The sequence below is a fragment of the Stenotrophomonas indicatrix genome (assembly GCF_002750975.1).
GTDB classification, from domain to species: domain Bacteria; phylum Pseudomonadota; class Gammaproteobacteria; order Xanthomonadales; family Xanthomonadaceae; genus Stenotrophomonas; species Stenotrophomonas indicatrix.
The window spans coordinates 2,239,959-2,257,925 of the sequence record NZ_PEJS01000001.1 but is presented as its reverse complement, the minus strand read 5'-3'; the positions used below and the strand labels follow the sequence as shown (position 1 = coordinate 2,257,925).

Annotated in this window: 15 protein-coding genes; 10 read left to right on the top strand and 5 right to left on the bottom strand. The window is 67.6% G+C overall.

Annotation, left to right across the window (positions count from 1 at the left end):
- Window positions 1-444: 444 nt before the first annotated feature.
- Window positions 445-1,326 (bottom strand): LysR substrate-binding domain-containing protein, encoded by an 882-nt coding sequence (locus CR918_RS10425; RefSeq protein ID WP_032975274.1) that lies wholly within the window; start codon window positions 1,324-1,326, stop codon window positions 445-447.
- A 94-nt stretch (window positions 1,327-1,420) separates the two neighbouring features.
- Here CR918_RS10425 and CR918_RS10420 point away from each other — a divergent pair, with 94 nt between their 5' ends.
- Entirely contained in the window at window positions 1,421-2,122 is a 702-nt protein-coding gene (locus tag CR918_RS10420) for an ankyrin repeat domain-containing protein (protein WP_099842772.1), read from the top strand.
- Window positions 2,123-2,171: 49 nt separating this feature from the next.
- On the top strand, window positions 2,172-3,638 hold the full coding sequence (locus CR918_RS10415; RefSeq protein WP_099842770.1) for an amidohydrolase family protein: 1,467 nt from the start codon (window positions 2,172-2,174) through the stop codon (window positions 3,636-3,638).
- Window positions 3,639-3,653: 15 nt separating this feature from the next.
- Here CR918_RS10415 and CR918_RS10410 read toward each other — a convergent pair whose 3' ends face one another.
- Window positions 3,654-4,583, bottom strand: a complete 930-nt coding sequence (locus tag CR918_RS10410) for a LysR family transcriptional regulator (protein ID WP_099842768.1) — start codon at window positions 4,581-4,583, stop codon at window positions 3,654-3,656.
- Window positions 4,584-4,677: 94 nt separating this feature from the next.
- Here CR918_RS10410 and CR918_RS10405 point away from each other — a divergent pair, with 94 nt between their 5' ends.
- Window positions 4,678-5,874: an MFS transporter gene (locus CR918_RS10405; RefSeq protein ID WP_025878523.1), complete on the top strand. Its 1,197-nt coding sequence runs from the start codon at window positions 4,678-4,680 to the stop codon at window positions 5,872-5,874.
- A gap of 594 nt (window positions 5,875-6,468) precedes the next feature.
- Here CR918_RS10405 and CR918_RS10395 read toward each other — a convergent pair.
- Together CR918_RS10395 and CR918_RS10390 are read right to left on the bottom strand one after the other, a co-directional pair.
- Window positions 6,469-7,122 carry a response regulator gene (locus CR918_RS10395; protein WP_032975280.1) on the bottom strand — a complete coding sequence of 218 codons (654 nt, stop codon included), beginning with the start codon at window positions 7,120-7,122 and terminating at the stop codon, window positions 6,469-6,471.
- Entirely contained in the window at window positions 7,115-10,147 is a 3,033-nt protein-coding gene (locus tag CR918_RS10390) for a sensor histidine kinase (protein ID WP_099842763.1), read from the bottom strand. Before CR918_RS10390 ends, CR918_RS10395 begins: the two co-directional genes overlap by 8 nt.
- A 104-nt stretch (window positions 10,148-10,251) precedes the next feature.
- Between CR918_RS10390 and CR918_RS10385 the strand changes: the two genes are divergently transcribed.
- The 7 genes from CR918_RS10385 (at window position 10,252) to CR918_RS10355 (ending at window position 17,029) form a co-directional block, all read left to right on the top strand.
- Window positions 10,252-10,584 carry a hypothetical protein gene (locus tag CR918_RS10385; protein WP_032975282.1) on the top strand — a complete coding sequence of 111 codons (333 nt, stop codon included), beginning with the start codon at window positions 10,252-10,254 and terminating at the stop codon, window positions 10,582-10,584.
- Window positions 10,585-10,662: 78 nt separating this feature from the next.
- The gene (locus CR918_RS10380) at window positions 10,663-11,079 is read left to right on the top strand and encodes a helix-turn-helix domain-containing protein (RefSeq protein ID WP_025878527.1); all 417 of its coding nucleotides are present in this window, start codon (window positions 10,663-10,665) and stop codon (window positions 11,077-11,079) included.
- The gene (locus CR918_RS10375; protein WP_099842761.1) at window positions 11,076-11,732 is read left to right on the top strand and encodes a hydrolase; all 657 of its coding nucleotides are present in this window, start codon (window positions 11,076-11,078) and stop codon (window positions 11,730-11,732) included. The genes CR918_RS10380 and CR918_RS10375 overlap by 4 nt, the downstream gene beginning before the upstream one ends.
- A gap of 2 nt (window positions 11,733-11,734) precedes the next feature.
- Window positions 11,735-12,160 (top strand): DoxX family protein, encoded by a 426-nt coding sequence (locus CR918_RS10370; protein WP_025878529.1) that lies wholly within the window; start codon window positions 11,735-11,737, stop codon window positions 12,158-12,160.
- 119 nt (window positions 12,161-12,279) lie between these two features.
- Window positions 12,280-14,127 carry an amidohydrolase gene (locus CR918_RS10365; protein WP_202908372.1) on the top strand — a complete coding sequence of 616 codons (1,848 nt, stop codon included), beginning with the start codon at window positions 12,280-12,282 and terminating at the stop codon, window positions 14,125-14,127.
- On the top strand, window positions 14,106-15,389 hold the full coding sequence (locus CR918_RS10360) for an alginate export family protein (protein ID WP_099784491.1): 1,284 nt from the start codon (window positions 14,106-14,108) through the stop codon (window positions 15,387-15,389). The genes CR918_RS10365 and CR918_RS10360 overlap by 22 nt, the downstream gene beginning before the upstream one ends.
- Window positions 15,383-17,029 carry an MFS transporter gene (locus tag CR918_RS10355; protein WP_059064418.1) on the top strand — a complete coding sequence of 549 codons (1,647 nt, stop codon included), beginning with the start codon at window positions 15,383-15,385 and terminating at the stop codon, window positions 17,027-17,029. The genes CR918_RS10360 and CR918_RS10355 overlap by 7 nt, the downstream gene beginning before the upstream one ends.
- A gap of 74 nt (window positions 17,030-17,103) precedes the next feature.
- On the opposite strand, the gene CR918_RS10350 is transcribed toward CR918_RS10355, so the two are convergent.
- Window positions 17,104-17,928: an alpha/beta fold hydrolase gene (locus tag CR918_RS10350; protein ID WP_025878533.1), complete on the bottom strand. Its 825-nt coding sequence runs from the start codon at window positions 17,926-17,928 to the stop codon at window positions 17,104-17,106.
- Between the last annotated feature and the right edge of the window lie 39 nt (window positions 17,929-17,967).

Genomic DNA, 17,967 nt, shown 5'->3' with positions numbered 1-17,967 from the left:
CGCCGCAAGTACGTCCGTGTAGGCTCAGCCGCGCCGTCCATGGCGCGGATGCCCCGCAATCCGACACCGCCCCGCCTTCGACAGGTTCCCGCTGACCAGTAGATCCACGCCATGCGTGGATGAATCTCCATTGGAAATCGAATATCTCGAAAAGCATCCACGCGTGGCGTGGATCTACTGGTCGACCAAGGTCGACACCTGCCAACAGCATCACAGAGCGCCGTCCCGACAGCTCGCGGAGATCTGTCGAAGGCGGGGTGGGTCCGGTTGCGGGGGCGTGAGCCGCATGGATGCGGCGACCGAGCCTACATGGACGTATTCACGGCGTCCCCCGCAACCGGACCCACCCCGCCATCCCACAGGAAACCAGCTGTTGCTGTTGCTGTTGAGGTTGCCGGCCAGCGGCCGGCACTACCCATGGGGTGCAGGGCGCAGCCCTGCCGACTATTCCGGCTCGCGCTGCACCTGGCGCCACAACTCGCTGGCCAGCGCACGCACTGCATCATCGGCATCGGCGCGATGCAGCAGGCCGATCTCGTAGTTGTCGACAAGGGGCAGGTCGCGCTGCCCATCGATGATGCGGTGTTCGCGGTTGACCGCGCGCCGTGGCAGCAGGCTGATGCCGATGCCGTCGGCCACCGCGCCCTGGATGCCGCTCAGCGAGGAACTGGTGAACGCGATGCGCCAGCGCAGGCCCAGGGCCTCGACGGCCTGGATCATCTCGTCGCGGTACAGCCCGCGCGGCGGGAAGGTGACCAGTGGCAGCGGGTCCTGCTGCAGGCTGCTGCTGCGCAGGCTGTCGATCCAATGCATCGGTTCGCGCCGGCAGTGCACGGCCTGGCGGGTGTTGCGACGCTGCTTGACCAGCACCAGGTCCAGCTCGCCATGGTCGAAGCCATGGGCCAGATCACGGCTGAGGCCGCTGCTGATTTCCAGCTTGACCTGCGGGTGGCGGCGACTGAAGGCGGCCAGCATGCGCGTGGTCTGCGGGTTCACGAAGTCCTCCGGCACGCCGATGCGCACCGCGGTCTCCACGGTGGCGCCGGCCAAGGCCTGGGCCAGTTCCTCGTTCAGATCCAGCATGCGCCGGGCATAGCCCAGCAGGGTGTGCCCGGCGTCGGTGGGATGCACGTCGCGGTGGCCGCGTTCAAGCAGGCGGTGGCCGGCAAGCTCCTCCAGGCGGCGGATCTTCTGGCTGACCGTGGACTGGGTTGAATGCAGACGGGTGGCCGCGGTGGTGAAGCTGCCACAGTCGGCGACCATCACCAGGGCCCGCAGCAGGTCCAGTTCGAACACTGTTCTATTCGATTTGGCACTGTCTTGCATTTGAACATTTCACTTCTGGATACCCGTGCCGACTTCTACCATGCAGGGCAGGGGCCGGCAATGGCCGGCGCCATTGCGCATGAGGAGAGTCACGATGCACCACCCTCGCTCCCGGCAGCGCCGTTCGGCATTGGCCCGCATGCTGCTGCTGTGCCTGCTGGCCATGGTCATCCCGGCGTGTACGGCGACTTCCCGAAGCGACGCCGATGCGCAGCTGCGCGATGCCGCCAGCCGCGGTGATGCCCGCGCCGTGCGCGAGGCACTGGATGCAGGTGCTGATCTGGAGGCGCGTGACGGCCAGGGCCGCACGGCCCTGCTGCTGGCCACCCACGGCAACAACGTGGATGCGGCGCGCGAACTGATCGAGGCCGGTGCCGACGTCAATGCCAAGGACGCGTTGCAGGACAGCGCGTACCTGTATGCCGGCGCGCGCGGCCTGGATGAGATCCTGGCGCTGACACTCGCCCACGGTGCAGACCTGCGCAGCACCAACCGCTATGGCGGTACCGCACTGATTCCTGCCGCCGAACGCGGCCATGTCGCCACCGTGCGTACGCTGCTGCGCGCCGGCGTGGCCGTGGATCATGTCAACCGTCTGCACTGGACTGCACTGCTGGAGGCGATCCTGCTTGGCGATGGCGGCCCGCGCCACGTGCAGATCGTACAGCTGCTGCTGGACGCCGGCGCCAACCCCGAGCTTGCCGATGGCGACGGCGTAACGCCGCTGGCGCACGCCCGGCAACGCGGCTACGCCAACATCGAAACCCTGCTGCGCCAGCATGGCGCGACGCGCTGACACCCGCCCCTTCCACCCGCACGCTGCCGTGCCCACCAGGATGCCGTCCATGTTCCGTTCCCATCCGTTGTCCCTTGCCGTCCTTCTTGCCGCTGCACCGCTGTCGGCGTCTGCCGCCGAGCGCGCCGATCTGCTGATCCGCAACGCCACGGTGGTCGATGTCGAGCACGCACGCAGCGTGCCCGGGCAGAGCGTTGTCATCCGTGGCGAGGACATCGTCGCGGTCGGTCCCGATGCGCAGCTACGCAGCCAGTGGAGCGCCAGCCGGCAGATTGACGCCAAGGGCAAGTACCTGATTCCAGGCCTGTGGGACATGCACGTGCACTTCGGTGGTGGTCCGGCGCTGGTGGAAGAGAACAAGGCGCTGCTGCCGCTGTACATCGCTCATGGCATCACCACGATCCGCGATTGCTCCGGTGATCTTCCGCAGCAGGTACTGCAGTGGCGCGGCGACATCGCCAACGGCACGCTGTTCGGTCCGCGCCTGCTGACCTCCGGTGCGAAAATCGAAGGCATCAAGCCGGTCTGGAAGGGCACCATCGAAGTGGGCAGCAAGGCCGACGCGGACAAGGCGATCGAGCGCCTGCAGCACGACAAGGTCGACTTCGTGAAGATCACCGACAGCACGCTGACGCCGGAGCTGTTCCTGTACTCGGCCAGCGCGGCGCGCAAGGCGGGTCTCAAGGCCTCGGGCCACATTCCGATGGCGTTGACGGTGGAGCAGGCCGTGGATGCGGGCCTGGCCTCGATCGAGCATCTGGACTATGCCTTCAAGGCTGGCAGCAAGGACGAGGCGCAGATCGCGGCTGATTTCGGCGCCGGGCGCATCGATCGCGCCGAAGCCAACCGCCGGCTCGAGGCCAGCTTCGATCGCGAAACCGCGCTGCATGCCTACCGTGATTTCGCCAAGCGTGGCGTATTCGTGACGCCGACCCTCAACGGTGGCCGCATCCTCGACTTCCTCGACCAGGACGACCACGCCAACGACCCGTATCTGGCCTATATCGGCCCGGGCCTGCGCGCGACCTACACCTGGCGCATCGAACGGGCGGCCAAGGCCACCCCGGCGCAGATCGACGCGCGCCATGCGCAGTACCACCAGGTGGCTGCGGTGCTGCCGCTGCTACAGGAAGCGGGAGTGACGATCATTGCCGGTACCGATGCCGGCTTCCTCAATTCGTTCAACTACCCCGGCATCGGCCTGCACCAGGAACTGCAGCTGTTCGTGAAGGAAGGCCTGAGCGCACCGCAGGCGCTGTCGGCCGCGACCCGTTCGGGCCCGGCCTGGTTCGGCCAGATGCAGCGCTATGGCGGCGTCGCCACGGGCAAGGCGGCCGATCTGGTGCTGCTGACGGCCAACCCGTTGCAGGACATCGCTGCCACCGAAAAGATCGACAGCGTGATCCTGCGCGGTGATGTGTACGATCGCGCGGCGCTGGACAAGATGCTGGCCGACACCAAGGCAAAGGTCGCTGCATGGAATGCCGTGGCGAAGCAGGACCACGCTTCGCAGTGATGCGGCCGGTAGCGCCTAGCGCGGTGCCGGCCGCATGCCATGCAGCTGCGGCAGCGTGGTTTTCATCGCATCGATGAAGGCGCGCAGGCGCAGCGGTTGCTGTCGCGCAGCGGGGAACACCAGATGCACCGGCAGCGGTGGTGCCTGCCAGTCCGCTAAAAGCTGCACCAACCGGCCTTCGGCCAGATCCTCGGCCACCAGCCAGGCCGACACCACTGCGGCTCCCAATCCAGCACGTGCGGCCTGCTGCACCACGAACAGGTTGTCACTCAGCAGGCGCGGTGTGATCGACAGCGTGTGCGCACGGCCCTGCGCATCGTGCAGCAGCAGACGTTCGCGGTAGTAGGTGACCAGCGAGATCCACGGCAATGCCTGCGCCTGTTCGGGGGTGGTGATCGACCCTGCATCGGCCAGCGACGGTGCGGCCACGACAATGCGAGGTACTTCGGCCAGCGGCAGGGCAACCACGCGCGGTTCATCGACCGCGCCGACCCGCACCGCGCAGTCGATGCCTTCGGCGATGAAGTCCGGGCGGCGGTCCTCGAGGATCCACTCCAGGCTCAGTTGTGGATGCTGGGCCAGGAAGTCGAGCATGGTGGGCAGCAGCTGTGCCTGGCCGAACGCATGCGGCACCATCACCCGCAGGCGGCCGCTGAGCCTCTGTGTCTGCCCGTGCAGCTCGGCCTGCAGCGCTTCCCATTCGTCCACCACCCTCTGCGCATGGCGTTGGCAGCGCTGGCCGTCCTCGGTCAGCAGCAGGCCGTGGGTAGAGCGCTGCAGCAGGCGCAGGCCCAGTTGCCGTTCCAGGGCTTGAAGCCTACGGCTGACGGTGGGCTGGGTGGTGCCCAGCTGCACGGCGGCGGCCGAAAGGCTGCCGCTGTCGACGATGCGCAGGAAGGTACGCAGCAGGTCCAGGCGGTCGCCGCCCGATGCGAGATCGTTCATGCGTATGGCGTATGTAAAGTATGTTGTTGAGCCTACTACAGACGCCTCGCGAATGTAGGCACGCTAGGCTCCAATTCTCTCCCTGGTGCCTTCCATGCCCGCTCCCTCGCTCTCAACCGTCGTCTCTGCGCCACGCGCTGCGCCCGCCCCATCACTGGTGCTGGCCATGGCCGCCGGCGCGGGCTTTTCGGTGGCCTCGCTCTATTACAGCCAGCCGATGCTGGGCCTGATCGCGCAGGATCTGGCTGCGGGCGAGCGTGCCGTAGGCCTGGTGCCGACCCTGACCCAGCTGGGCTATGCGCTGGGCATCCTGCTGCTGGCTCCGTTGGGCGACCGCTTCGACCGGCGCAACCTGATCCTGCTGAAGTCGGTGCTGCTGGCGTTGGCCCTGGGGGCGGCCGCCCTGGCCGGCCAGTTGCCGGGGCTTCTTGTTGCCAGCCTGCTGGTGGGGCTGATGGCCACGCTGGCACAGGACATCGTGCCGGCCGCCGCGGTGCTGGCACCGGATGCGCAGCGCGGGCAGGTGGTGGGCAGGGTGATGACCGGCCTGCTGCTGGGCATCCTGCTGTCGCGCGTGGTCAGCGGCGTGGTGGCCGAAGCCTGGGGCTGGCGCGTGCAGTTCGGCCTGGCAGCGCTTTCGGTGCTGGCGATGGGGGCGGTGATGGCACGCGCACTGCCGCACTTCGCTGCGACCAGTACGCTGCGGTATCCGGCGCTGCTGGGTTCGTTGCTGGCGCTCTGGCGTGAGCAGCCGCAGCTGCGCCGCGCCGTGGCCAGCCAATCGCTGCTGGCGGTGGGCTTCAGTGCGTTCTGGTCGACGCTGGCGCTGATGCTGCACGCACGGCTGGGCCTGGGCAGTGCCGCCGCGGGTGCGTTCGGCATTGCCGGTGCTGCGGGTGCATTGGCGGCACCGGTTGCCGGTCGTTTTGCAGATCGGTTGGGCAGCCCCGCGGTCGCGCGGTTGGCGATTGCCGTCGCCTTGGTTGGCTTTGCGCTGTTGCTGGTTGATTCGTGGCTGCCGGCCGTGGCGCTGCTGCCGCTGCTGGTGGTCAGCGCGCTGCTGTTCGACTTCGGTTTCCAGTCGGCGCTGGTCGCGCACCAGACCCTGGTCTACGGCCTGGTGCCGCCGGCGCGCAGTCGCCTCAATGCACTGCTGTTCACCGGCATGTTCATCGGCATGGCTGGCGGCGGTGCGTTGGGCAGCCTGGCGCTGGCGCAGTGGGGTTGGCACGGCGTGGCGTGGCTGGCGACGATCTGCGCCGGCGGCAGCCTGCTGATCCGTCTGCGTTGAGGGTGGTTCGGCAGGGCTGCGCCCTGCACCTGCTGTAGTGCCGGCCGCTGGCCGGCAACCTCAGCAACGGCAACGGCAGAAGCTGGATTCCGTCGGAGGGCGGGGCGGTGTCGGATTGCGGGGACGCCGCAAGTACGTCCTTGTAGGCTTGGCAGCCGCATCCATGCGGCTGACACCCCGCAATCCGACACCGCCCCGCCTTCGACAGTTTTCCGGTGTCGGATGGATCCATCCCATGCTGGATGAATCTCCATCAAAATCCAATATTTCGACAATTGAACGTAGAGCATCCACGCATGGCGTGGATCTACGTGTCGACCAAGGTCGACACCTACCAAAAGCAGGCCATGTCATCCAGACAGATTGCGGAGATCTGTCGGAGGCGGGGAGGGGACAGATGGCGGGGGCGTGAGCGCCATGGATGGCGCGACCGAGCTTACATGGACGTACTTGCAGCGTCCCCCGCCATCTGTCCCCTCCCCGCCATCCCAAGGAATGCAGGCTTTTGCTGTTGCTGTTGCTGTTGCTGTTGCTTCGGCTGTTGCTGTTGCTTCGGCCTCTGCGGGTGCAGGGCGCAGCCCTGCCGAAACCCCTTCACTCCTGACCGGTGTCATCCAGGCTGATGATTCCGCGACGCAGTGCCTGGGTTACCGCGTGCGTCCGGTCGCCAACGCCCAGTTTTTCCATCAAGCTCTTCATGTGTGCCTTCACCGTCTGCTCGGAAATCTGCATGCGTTCGCCGATGCGCTTGTTCGACAGGCCGCCGGCCACGTGGCGCAGCACTTCGGTTTCGCGTGGCGACAGCCGGTCTTCCACCACGTGCGCGGCGATGCTGGCCGCCACTTCCGCCGGTATCGGTGCGCGGCGGCCACTGGCCACGGTGCGGATGGTGGCCACCAGTTCGTGGCGCAGCATGTCCTTCAGCAGGTAGGCGCTGGCACCGGCCTGCAGCGCGCGCACGGCGCGCACGTCGCCGCGGTAGGTTGTCAGCACGATGATGCGTGCGCGGGGATCGATCGCACGGATCCGCACGATTGCTTCCACGCCATCCATGCGTGGCATCTGCAGGTCCATCAGCACCACATCCGGGCGCAGCTGCTGGTAGCGGGCAAGGGCTTCCTCGCCGTCGGCTGCTTCGCCGAGCAGGCGCAGGTCGGCATGTGCGCCGAGCAGTGCGGCCAGGCCATCGCGCAACAGCGGATGGTCATCAACCACCAGCACGCCGATGGGAGGAAGGGATTCAGTCATGGGAGGTTCTGCTCCAGGGCCAACGCCAGCGCGGTGGATGTCGGTGATACAAGCGACGGGCCGGCACGGACAGCGCGACTTCGGTACCCAGGCCGGGGCGTGTCCACAACTGCAGCTCCGCACCCAGCCGTTGTGCGCGCTCGCGCATGCCCTGCATGCCCCAGTGTCCGCCGCCGGCGTTGTCATTGGCGATGCCGACGCCATCGTCGCGCACATGCAGCAGGAAGCAGCGGGCGCCGTAGGACAGTTCCACTTCGATGGCACTGGCCTGCGCATGCCGCAGCGCGTTGCGGATGGCCTCGCGCCCGATCAGGAACACTTCCTCGGCGGCTTCGGCCTGCAGCGGCGGCGGGGTGCCTTCCATGGTCAAGCGCAGTGGATTGGTGCCTTGGCCTGCATATTCGGCATGCACGTCGGCCAGCGCAGAGGCGAGATCGCGGCCGGCAAACGGTGCGTCGCGCAGCGCGTTGACCCGTTCCCGGCCTTCGGCCAGATTGCGCTCGGCCAGCAGCATCGCCGATTCCAGCTGGGTGCGTACCGGCTCTGGTGTCTGTGCCGACTGGCTGATGGCGTGCAGGCGCAGGATGAGTCCCTGGCTGCCCTGCAACAGGGTGTCGTGCAGATCGCGCGCAATGCGCTCGCGCTCGCCGTTGCGTTCCTGCAGGCGGGCGCGGAACAATGCCGCCAGCTGCCGGCTGCGGACCCGCACGGCCAGCGCCAGCGCAGCCATCACCACGCAGAAGCACAACAGTTTGAACCAGGCGGTCTGCAGGAACGTCGGTGCGATGTGGAAGCTGCGGCTGGCTGGCGTGCTGCTCCAGATGCCATCTTCGTTGGCTGCTTCCACCTCGAAGCGGTAATGGCCCGGTGCGAGGTTGGTGTAATAGGCGCGCGTGCTCGCGCCGGCCTCCTGCCAAGCGTCATCCACGCCGGACAGTCGGTAGCGGTAGCGGTTGCGCTCCGGCCGCGCCAGCGACAGCGCGACATAGTCGATCTGCAGCTGGGTAGTGCCGGCCGGCAGGCGCAGTCCCTCCTGCAACGGGGCCTGGGTACTGCCATACAGCACGTCACCGATGCGCACGCCAGGCGCCATGGTGTTGATGTGCGACTGCCGCGTGTCCAGCCACGCCAGGCCTTGATTGGTGGCAAGCCACAGCAGACCATCAGCCGCCAGTACCGCAGTGGGGATGGGGCCGCTCTGCAGGGCGATGCCCGGCATACCGTCAACCGCGTCGAACAAGCGGGGGGCTATCGCCTGGTCGTTGCGCAGCGCGCTGCGCAGGGTGGCAACCTGCAGCCGCACCAGGCCGCGGCTGCCGTTGAGCCAGAGCAGCCCGTTCGCATCGGCGACCATGCCGGTGATGCCTTCCAGCACGCCGGCCATGTCGGTGCGCACCGGCAGGAAGCGGCCGTTGCCGAAACGCGCGGCCAGGCCGGCCTCGCCGGCGACCAGCAGCAGATCCTTGTGCTGCAGCAACGCGGTTACCGGGCCTACCGACAGCCCTTCGGTGGCGTCGTAGGAGTTGACCGTAGCGCCGTGCAGGCGGCGCAGGGTGCCATCGGCGTAGCCCAGCAGCAGCGCACCGTCATCGGTACGCGCCAGCGACGAACAGGCCTGCTCGGGAAGCCGGGTTTCGCGGCGCCAGCGGTTGTCCGTGTAGTGCAGCACCGCGCGCTCGCCGGCGCAGGCCCAGGCCTGGTCCGCATCGGCAAACAGCAGGGCGTGCAGTGGCTGCCCGGTGAACGGTGCCGGCAGCGGTATGAGGGTGGTGTGGCCGCTGACGGTGCGCGCCAGATTGATCCAGTCGAACTGCCATACCGGAGTGGGTGCCTGCCGTGCCGCGGCCTGCAGCTGCGCAGCGCTGCGGCCCAGCAGCGGACGCCGCAGGTCGAACAGCTTCAGGTCTTCGCCATAGCCATACACCCGGCCATCAATGGCGCGTACCAATGACCGGTACGGATCGGTAGGGCCCACGGACAAGGTCTGCACGCTGTGCGCACGGAAGCGGTTGAGGCCGAGGTTGGTGCCTACCCAGATGTTGCCTTCGCGATCGGCAAGGACCGGCACTGCCGACGTCGCGGTAAGGCCCTGCGCGGCATCGAAGCGCTCCATGCGCATAGCCTGTTGGCCGTCGAAGGTGACCCGGGCCACGCCACCGTGCGGGCTGAGCGTGGCCCACAGGGCTCCGTCGGCCGTGAACTGCAGGCGCGAGGCGACCAGCCCGGGCAGCCGCCGTGCTTCACGTTCCTCGGCGGGCAACAGGCCATGCGCGTTGGCCAGCGGCGACGTGCCGCGCACGCGGTCGGCCAGCCAGATTTCGCCGCGCGGGCTCTCAACCAGCGAGGCCATCTGCGAGACCGCGATGCCGGTGGCTTCGAAGCGGGCCGCGCCAGGAGGGCGACGCCATATCTGCAGGTCCGCCAGCACCCAGAATGTGCCGTGGCGGTCCTGCAGCACCCATTGCACGCGTCTCTGCGGCAGGCCGAAGGAAGCCGGCGGCTGCTGCCAGCGATGTCCATCGAACCAGCGCAGGCCGCCATTGACGGCAGCCCACAGGCGGCCGTTGCGGTCATGCGCGAAGCGCGGGACCACACCCACCGGCACGCCCTGTGGGCGGCCGAAGCTGCGCAGGCGTTCCTGCGTGAACTGGCTGATGCCTGCCTGGAAGTAGCCGATCCACAGGCCACCATCGCCACCATCGCCACCATCGAGGCCGAGGGTGACCATGTTGGTGGAGGGAAAACGGGTGCCCGCCGGTGCGGCCTGCCGCTCGAAACGCCGGCCGTCGAAGCGGTACAGGCCCGAACCCGTGGCCAGCCACAACATGCCCTGGCGGTCCTGGACGATATCCCAGATATCCCCCGGGGCGCCCTGGCCGACGCGCCAGGCGGTGTGCTGATAGCCGGGCATGCCATCGCTCACTGCGGGTTGCTGCACGGCGAAGACGGGCAGGGCAGTCAGCAACAGCAGGCACGACAGCAGCGCCGGCAGGCGACGCAGGAAGGGGAAGGGGCGGCCACGCATGCGGTCATTCTGGCAGGTGCGGGGCAGGCCGGGGTGACCCGTTCGGGGTAGGCGTACCGCTTCGGTGTCCGCTATCACGCCGTGATGGATGACGGAGCCCGGCGATGCAGCGCTTGTATGTGATGTTCCCTGACCGCGGCCCCGGACTGGGACTGCTGTGGCTGCGCCTGTGCGTGGCAGGGGGTCTGTTGGCGGGCGGAAGTCCGGCCGGTGTGCCGGGACTGATGTGCCTGGCGGCGATCGGCCTGCTGCTGCCTGGGCTGCTGACCCCGCTGGCGGTGCTGCTGGCGGTGCCGGGGTTGTACGGGCAGGGCGCGGCGCTGCCCTGGCTGCTGCTGCCGTTGGCCCTGCTCATGCTGGGGCCGGGCGCGTATTCGCTGGATGCGCGGTTGTTCGGCCGCCGCCTGCTGCAGCGCCGGCCTCCCCCGAATGGGTGAGCGCCGGCCTCGACCGACGGGGGTAGGGCGATCGCAGCCGGCGGCACACCATGGGTGCTCCCGTCGCGGCGCTCCTTCATGGCTACCGTCCAGCCTCCTGCCCTGTCCGCAACCACGTTGGCACCGCACCAGTCGGCTGCCCTGCAGCGTGCGCTGCGCTACATCGACGAGCACCTGTCGCAGCCGCTGCGGGTGACCGAGCTGGCTGCCGTTGCCTGCGTAAGCCGGTTCCATCTGGTGCGGTTGTTCCGCATGGGTACCGGCGCCAGTCCGCTGCGCTACGTGCGCCGTCGGCGCATCGAACGCGCCACGCAGCTGCTGCCGACGGCCGCGCAGTCGATGACCTGCCTGGCCCAGCATCTTGGCTTCTTCGACCAGAGCCACTTCGTCCGCAGCTTCCGCGCCGAGACCGGCTGCAGTCCCGGCCAGTACCTGGCCGATGGCGCGGCACGTTCCCAGCCCCCTGTTGTTTCCTCCACCGGAGTCCACCCATGAGCCTCGCCACCACCACCCCCGCCAAAGCACTGCTGTCACCGGCCGACCACGCCCTGATACTGATCGACTACCAGTCGCAGATGGCATTTGCCACCCACACCATCGACATCTCCGCGCTGCGCAACAACGTGTCGTTGATCAGCAAGGGCGCCAAGGGTTTCAAGGTGCCGGTGCTGCTGACCACGGTGGCCGAGAAGTCGTTCTCCGGCCCGATGTTCCCGGAGCTGCCGGCGATCTTCCCCGGCCAGGCGGTGTTCGATCGCACGTCGATGAACACCTGGGAAGACCAGCCGGTGATCGATGAGGTGAACCGCATCGGCAAGCGTCGGCTGGTGCTCGCCGGTTTGTGGACCAGTGTGTGCATCGTCGGCCCGGCGCTGTCGGCGCTGGAGCAGGGGTTTGAGGTCTACGTGATCACCGATGCCTGCGGCGATGTGAGCGAAGAGGCGCACGAACGTGCGATCGCCCGCATGGTGCAGGCCGGTGCCGTGCCGATCACCAGCGTGCAGTACCTGCTGGAACTGCAGCGCGACTGGGCGCGTGCTGAAACCTACGACCTGACCACCGGCATCGCCCGTGACCATGCGGGTGGCTATGGCGTCGGCATCCAGTACGCCAAGACCATGTTCGGCGCGCAGGAAGGCGGGCACTGAGCGTGCGCGATGGCCATGGCCTCGACCTGGCCTTGTTGATCCTGCGGGTGGCGGCGGGAGGATTCCTGCTGCCGCATGCGCTGGGCAAGTTGTTCGGCTGGTTCAACGGGCCGGGCCTGGCAGGTTTTGCCGGCGAACTGCGTGGCTTCGGTCTGCCGTCGTCGGCGCCGCTGCCACTGCTGCTGGCGCTGCTGCAGGTGGTGGCCGGTAGCGCTGTGATGCTGGGCTGGCAGGCCCGGATCGCCGCGCTTGTCGCTGCCGCCTTCATCGCCTTCACCGCGCTGCTGGCGCTGCGCAACGGGTGGTTCTGGATGCGCGGCGGTGCCGAGTATCCGTTGTTGTGGACGCTGGCACTGCTGGCCATCGCCCTGGCCGGGCCCGGTGCATGGGCGGTGGATGGTCTGCTTCTTTCTGGAGACATCGCGTGAACAACGAACCTCTCGATCCTGGCCGCCGCAATGTGGTGCTGGCCACCAGTGCCGCGCTGGCGCTGGGCCTGGCTGGCGGTACCGCCGCGGCCATCCAATCCCCTTCCAAGGAGCGTCGCATGAGCACACTGGTCATCCGCAATGCACGCATCACCACGCTGGATCCGCAGCAGCCGCATGCGCAGGCACTGGCCGTGCAGAGCGGCCGTATCGTCGCCGTGGGAAGCGACGAGGACATCATGCGCGGTTGGGGCAGCGAAGCCACGATCGTCGATGCGCAGGGGCGGCGAATCGTGCCCGGACTCAATGACAGCCACACCCACCTGATCCGCGGTGGCCTGAACTACAACCTGGAACTGCGCTGGGATGGCCTGCGTTCACTGGCCGATGCGATGGCCATGCTGAAGGCGCAGGTTGACCGCACGCCCGCGCCGCAGTGGGTGCGCGTGGTCGGTGGATTCACCGCGACCCAGTTCAGCGAAAAGCGCCTGCCGAGCCTGCAGGAGCTGAACGACATCGCTCCGGATACGCCGGTGTTCCTGCTGCACCTGTACGACCGCGCGCTGCTCAATCGCGCCGCGCTGCGTGCCTGTGGCTATACCAAGGAAACGCCGGACCCGCCCGGCGGACAGATCGTGCGCGATTCGCTGGGCAACCCGACCGGCCTGCTGCTGGCCAAGCCGAATGCACTGATCCTGTATGCGACCCTGGCCAAGGGGCCGAAGCTGCCGGTCGAGTACCAGGCCAATTCAACCCGCCATTTCATGCGCGAGCTGAACCGCCTGGGCATCACCTCGGTGATCGACGCCGGAGGCGGTTTCCAGAATTACCCCGAGGACTACCAGGTCATCGAGCAGCTGCATCGCGATGATCAGCTGACCGTGCGCATCGCCTACAACCTGTTCACCCAGAACAAGGGCAGCGAGGTCAGCGATTTCCGTGGCTGGAGCGAGATGCTGCAACCGCGCCAGGGCGATGACCTGCTCCGCCACAATGGCGCCGGCGAGATGCTGGTGTTCTCTGCAGCCGACTTTGAACTGTTCAACGAGCCGCGCCCGGAACTGCCACCGGAACTTGAGCCGGAGCTACACGATGTGGTGAAGCTGCTGGTGGAGAAGCGCTGGCCGTTCCGCATCCATGCGACCTACGACGAAAGCATCAGCCGCATCCTCGACGTCTACGAGCAGGTCAACCGTGAGGTGCCGTTCGATGGCCTGCACTGGTTCATCGACCATGCCGAGACCATCACCCCGCGCAACATCGAGCGTATCCGCGCACTCAACGGCGGCATCGCCGTGCAGCACCGCATGGCCTACCAGGGCGAGGCATTCGTGCAGCGCTATGGCGTGCAGGCGGCGCGGCACACGCCACCGGTGAAGCGGATGCTGGCCGAGGGCGTGCCGGTTGGCGCCGGCACCGATGCTACCCGCGTGGCCAGCTACAACCCGTGGGTGGCGCTGTCGTGGCTGGTGACGGGACGCACCGTCGGCGGCCTGGCCCTGTACGGCGATGAGAACCTGCTGGAGCGCGAGCAGGCCCTGCGCCTGTGGACACAGGGCAGCGCCTGGTTCTCCGGCGACGAAGCGGTGAAGGGCACGCTGAAGGTGGGCCAGCTGGCCGACTTCATCCTGCTGTCGGCCGACTTCTTCCGCGTCGATGAGCAGCAGATCGCCGACATCACCAGCCTGCTGACCGTGGTGGGTGGCCGCATCGTGCATGGCGACGGCGACTACGCCGGGTTGGCGCCGCAGCTGCCTCCGGCGATGCCGGACTGGTCGCCGGTGAACCGCTTCGGTGGTTATCACGTCGGTGGCGGGGCGACCGGGTTGGCTGCGGCGCACCGTCATCACCATGGTGTGGCCTGCGACACCCATGGTGCGCATGGCCACGCGGTCCGTCATCCGGCGCCAACCGACGACCTGACCGCGTTCTGGGGCGCGATGGGGTGTTCGTGCTTCGCGTTCTGACCCTGGCTTCGCTGGTGTTGCCGTCGTTGGCGCTGGCCTGCGACGGTGGTGCCTGTACCACGGTTGGCGACGGCCAGTTGCAGTGGGATGCATCGCTGCGCCTGCGTGGCATGTACTACGCCCCGACCCGGTTTGGCGTCGGTGCTGGCGACGATGGCTACGGCCTGCTGCGTGCGCTGGCTTCTGCCTCTTTCGCGCAGGGTGATTGGCAAGCGAAGCTGCAGCTGGGTACGCATGCCGAGCGCGGCAAGGCCGGTGGCCCAGGTCGTACCGATCGCGGCGCGCTGGACGTGCAGCAGGCGTACTGGCGCTGGGCCGGCGCTGGCATGCACGTGCAGCTGGGCCGGCAGGAAGCGGGCTATGGCAGCTCGCGCCTGTTGTCGGTGCGCGACGGGCCGAACATCCGCCTGGCCTTCGATGGTGCGCGGGTGGGGTGGCAGGGCAGGCTGGGCGCACTGGACCTGATGGCGCTGCGCCCGGTCGAGAACCGCCCGGGTGCATTCGATGACCGCGGTGAGCGCGGTGCACACCTGCTCGGCGCGTATGCGACCACGGCCAAGGGCGCTGGCATCAGCCAGTGGGACCTTTACCTGCTCGACTATCGTCGCGAGGGCGCGCGCTTCGCCGCGGGCAGCGGCACCGAACGGCGGCAGACCCTGGGCGCGCGCTGGTTCGGCCAGTCGGGTGCGCTGGACTGGAATACCGAACTGGTGGCGCAGGGCGGTGAACTGCGGGCGGTGACCGGCGATCTGGACATCCGCGCCTGGACCCTCGCCACCGATACCGGTTGGCGCTGGAGCGCGCTGCCGCTGCAACCGCGGCTTGGCCTGAAGGCCGACATTGCCAGCGGCGACGCAGACCCGGGTGATGGTCGACTGGGTACGTTCAATGCGTTGTTTCCCAAGTCCGCCTATTTCAGCGAAGCCAGCCTGTTGGCACCGGCCAACCTGATGGATCTGCAACCGACACTGGCACTGCGCCTGCATGAGGCGGTGACCACCGAGCTGGGTGTGCAGCTGGCGTGGAAGCATCGGCGCGCCGATGCGGTCTATACCACGCCGGCACCGTTGGCAGCGTTGCCCGGCAGTGCCGGAGGCGCACGCCGCATCGGTACCCAGTACAAATCCGAAACCCGCTGGCAGGTCAATGACCACTGGCAATGGCAGCTGCAGCTGGCCTGGGTCGACGCGGGTCCTGCACTGACGCAGGCCGGCGGCCGGGACACGCTGTTCGCCTCAATCGTTGGAGCTTGGCAATGGTGAACGCATCGGCGTCACAACACTCCCCGCAGGTCGATGGCGCGTGGTCGCCGTTGAAGATCCGCATGTTCCGCTCGATCTGGCTGGCGATCCTGGCCAGCAACATCGGCACCTGGGTCAACGACGTGGCTGCGGCCTGGGTGATGGCCGAACGCACCGGTTCGGCGCTGATGGTCGCGCTGGTGCAGTCGGCCACCACCGTGCCGATCGTGCTGTTGGCGCTGGCGGCCGGGACCCTGGCCGACATCGTCGACCGCCGCAAGTACCTGCTGTTCACCCAGGGCTGGATGCTGCTGGTGGCGGCAGCGACCGCCGTGCTCACGGCATTGGACCTGCTGACGCCGCAGCTGCTGGTGCTGCTGACCTTCTGCATGGGCTGCGGTGCGGCGATGGCCATGCCGGCACAGGCCGCGATCGTCTCCGAGCTGGTTCCGCAGCCGATGCTGGCCTCGGCCGTGGCACTCAACTCCATCGGCATCAACATCGCCCGCTCCATCGGGCCGGCCATCGGCGGGGTGATCGTGGCCCAGCTGGGTGCGGTGTGGGCCTTCGGGTTCAACGCCATCACCTTTGCCGCCATGCTGTTCGTGGTGTGGGGCTGGAAGCGTGATCCGAAGGCGTCCAGCCTGCCGCCCGAAGGGTTCGGCGCTGGCCTCAAGGCGGGCCTGCGCTATGCGAGCCGTGCCGGTCGCCTGCAGGCGGTACTGATCAAATCGGCCGGCTTCTTCTTCTTCGCCGCGGCGATGAACGCGATGCTGCCGGTGGTGGTGCGCGGGCAGATGCAGGGCGGAGCGGGGCAGTACGGCGTGCTGCTGGGTTGCATCGGTATCGGTGCGGTGGGCGGTGCATTGCTGCTGCCGAAGCTGCGGGCCAGGCTTGACCGCGACCTGCTGGTGCTGCTGGCCACCTTGTCGCTGGCAGCAAGCCTGGCCGGCCTGGCGCTGACCCGCAGCTGGTACGTGTTGCCGCTGGTGATGCTGGTCAATGGCTTTGCCTGGATCACCGTACTGTCTTCGTTGCAGATCGCAGCACAGACGGCGGTGCCGGCCTGGGTGAGGGCGCGTGCGCTTGCCCTGTACATCATGGTGTTCTCGGCCGGCATGGCGGCCGGTGGCCTGAGCTGGGGCGCACTGGCGCAGCGCACATCGCCCGAGCTGGCACTGCTGGTGGCTGCTGCAGGTGCGGTCATCGGCGGCCTGCTGGTGTGGCGGGTACGCATTGCAGGCGCCGAAGATCTGAATCTGAGCCCGGCCGGGCACTGGCCCGCACCGGAACTGTCGGTGCCGGTGTCGAATGATCGGGGGCCGGTGCTGGTGACCATCGAATATCGCATCGATGCCGCCGACCGTGCCGCGTTCCAGGCGCAGATGCGCACGCTGGGAACGATCCGTCGGCGCGATGGCGCCGTGGTCTGGGGCGTGGTCGAAGATGTGGCAACCCCGGGCATTCATCTGGAGTATTTCGTCGCAGCGTCGTGGCTGGAGCACCTGCGCCAGCATGAACGCATCACCGCCGACGACAAGGCGATCCAGGAGGCGCTGCGCGCGCTGCATCGCGGCGAGCGCGCGCCGGTGGTGCGTCACTTCGTTGGCGGCCATGATCCATTGCCGGCGGCGGCGCCGCATCACCACAGCGATATCTGATGGTCCCGTGATGGAGCTGGCCGCTGGCCGGCTCCAGGGCAGGAGCGGCGGCGCACGGGCGCCGCCGCGATACGTCATCTGCGTGCGAATGCCAGCAGGTCGGCGTTGAACTGATCGGCATGGGTCAGGGTGAGGCCGTGCGGTGCACCGGCGTACACCTTCAGTTCTGCGTTGCGGATGATCTGCGAGGACAGCTTGGCCGAAGCATCGAAGGGCACGATCTGGTCGTCATCGCCATGCACCACCAGAGCCGGCACGTCGATCTTCTTCAGGTCGTCGGTGTAGTCCACCTCCGAGAATTCGTGGATGCAGTCGTACTGGCCTTTCACGCCGCCCAGCATGCCCTGCAGCCAGAACGAATCACGCATGCCTTCGGTGACGCTGTTGCCATCACGATTGGCGCCGAAGAACGGCGTGGCCAGATCCTTGAAGAACTGCGAACGATCGCCACCGGTGCCCTTGCGGATGCCGTCGAACACTTCCAGCGGGGTACCGGCCGGATTGCCTTCGGTCTTCAGCATCAGCGGCGGCACCGCGCCGACCAGCACCACCTTGGCCACGCGCTTGCTGCCATGGCGGCCGATGTAGTGCGCCACTTCGCCACCGCCGGTGGAATGGCCGACCAGGATAGCGTCCTTCACGTCCAGCGCATCCAGAACGGCAGCCAGGTCATCGGCGTAGGTGTCCATGTTGTTGCCGTCCCAGGTCTGGCTGGAGCGGCCATGGCTGCGGCGATCATGGGCGATCACGCGGTAGCCGTTCTGGCCCATGAACAGCATCTGCGGGTCCCAGGCATCGGACGACAGCGGCCAGCCATGGGCGAATACGACAGGCTGGCCGGTGCCCCAGTCCTTGTAGAAGATGCGGGCGCCATCATTGACGGTCACGAAATTGCTCATTGCAGGTTCCTTGGCGAAAGGGAGGGAAGACGCCTGCGG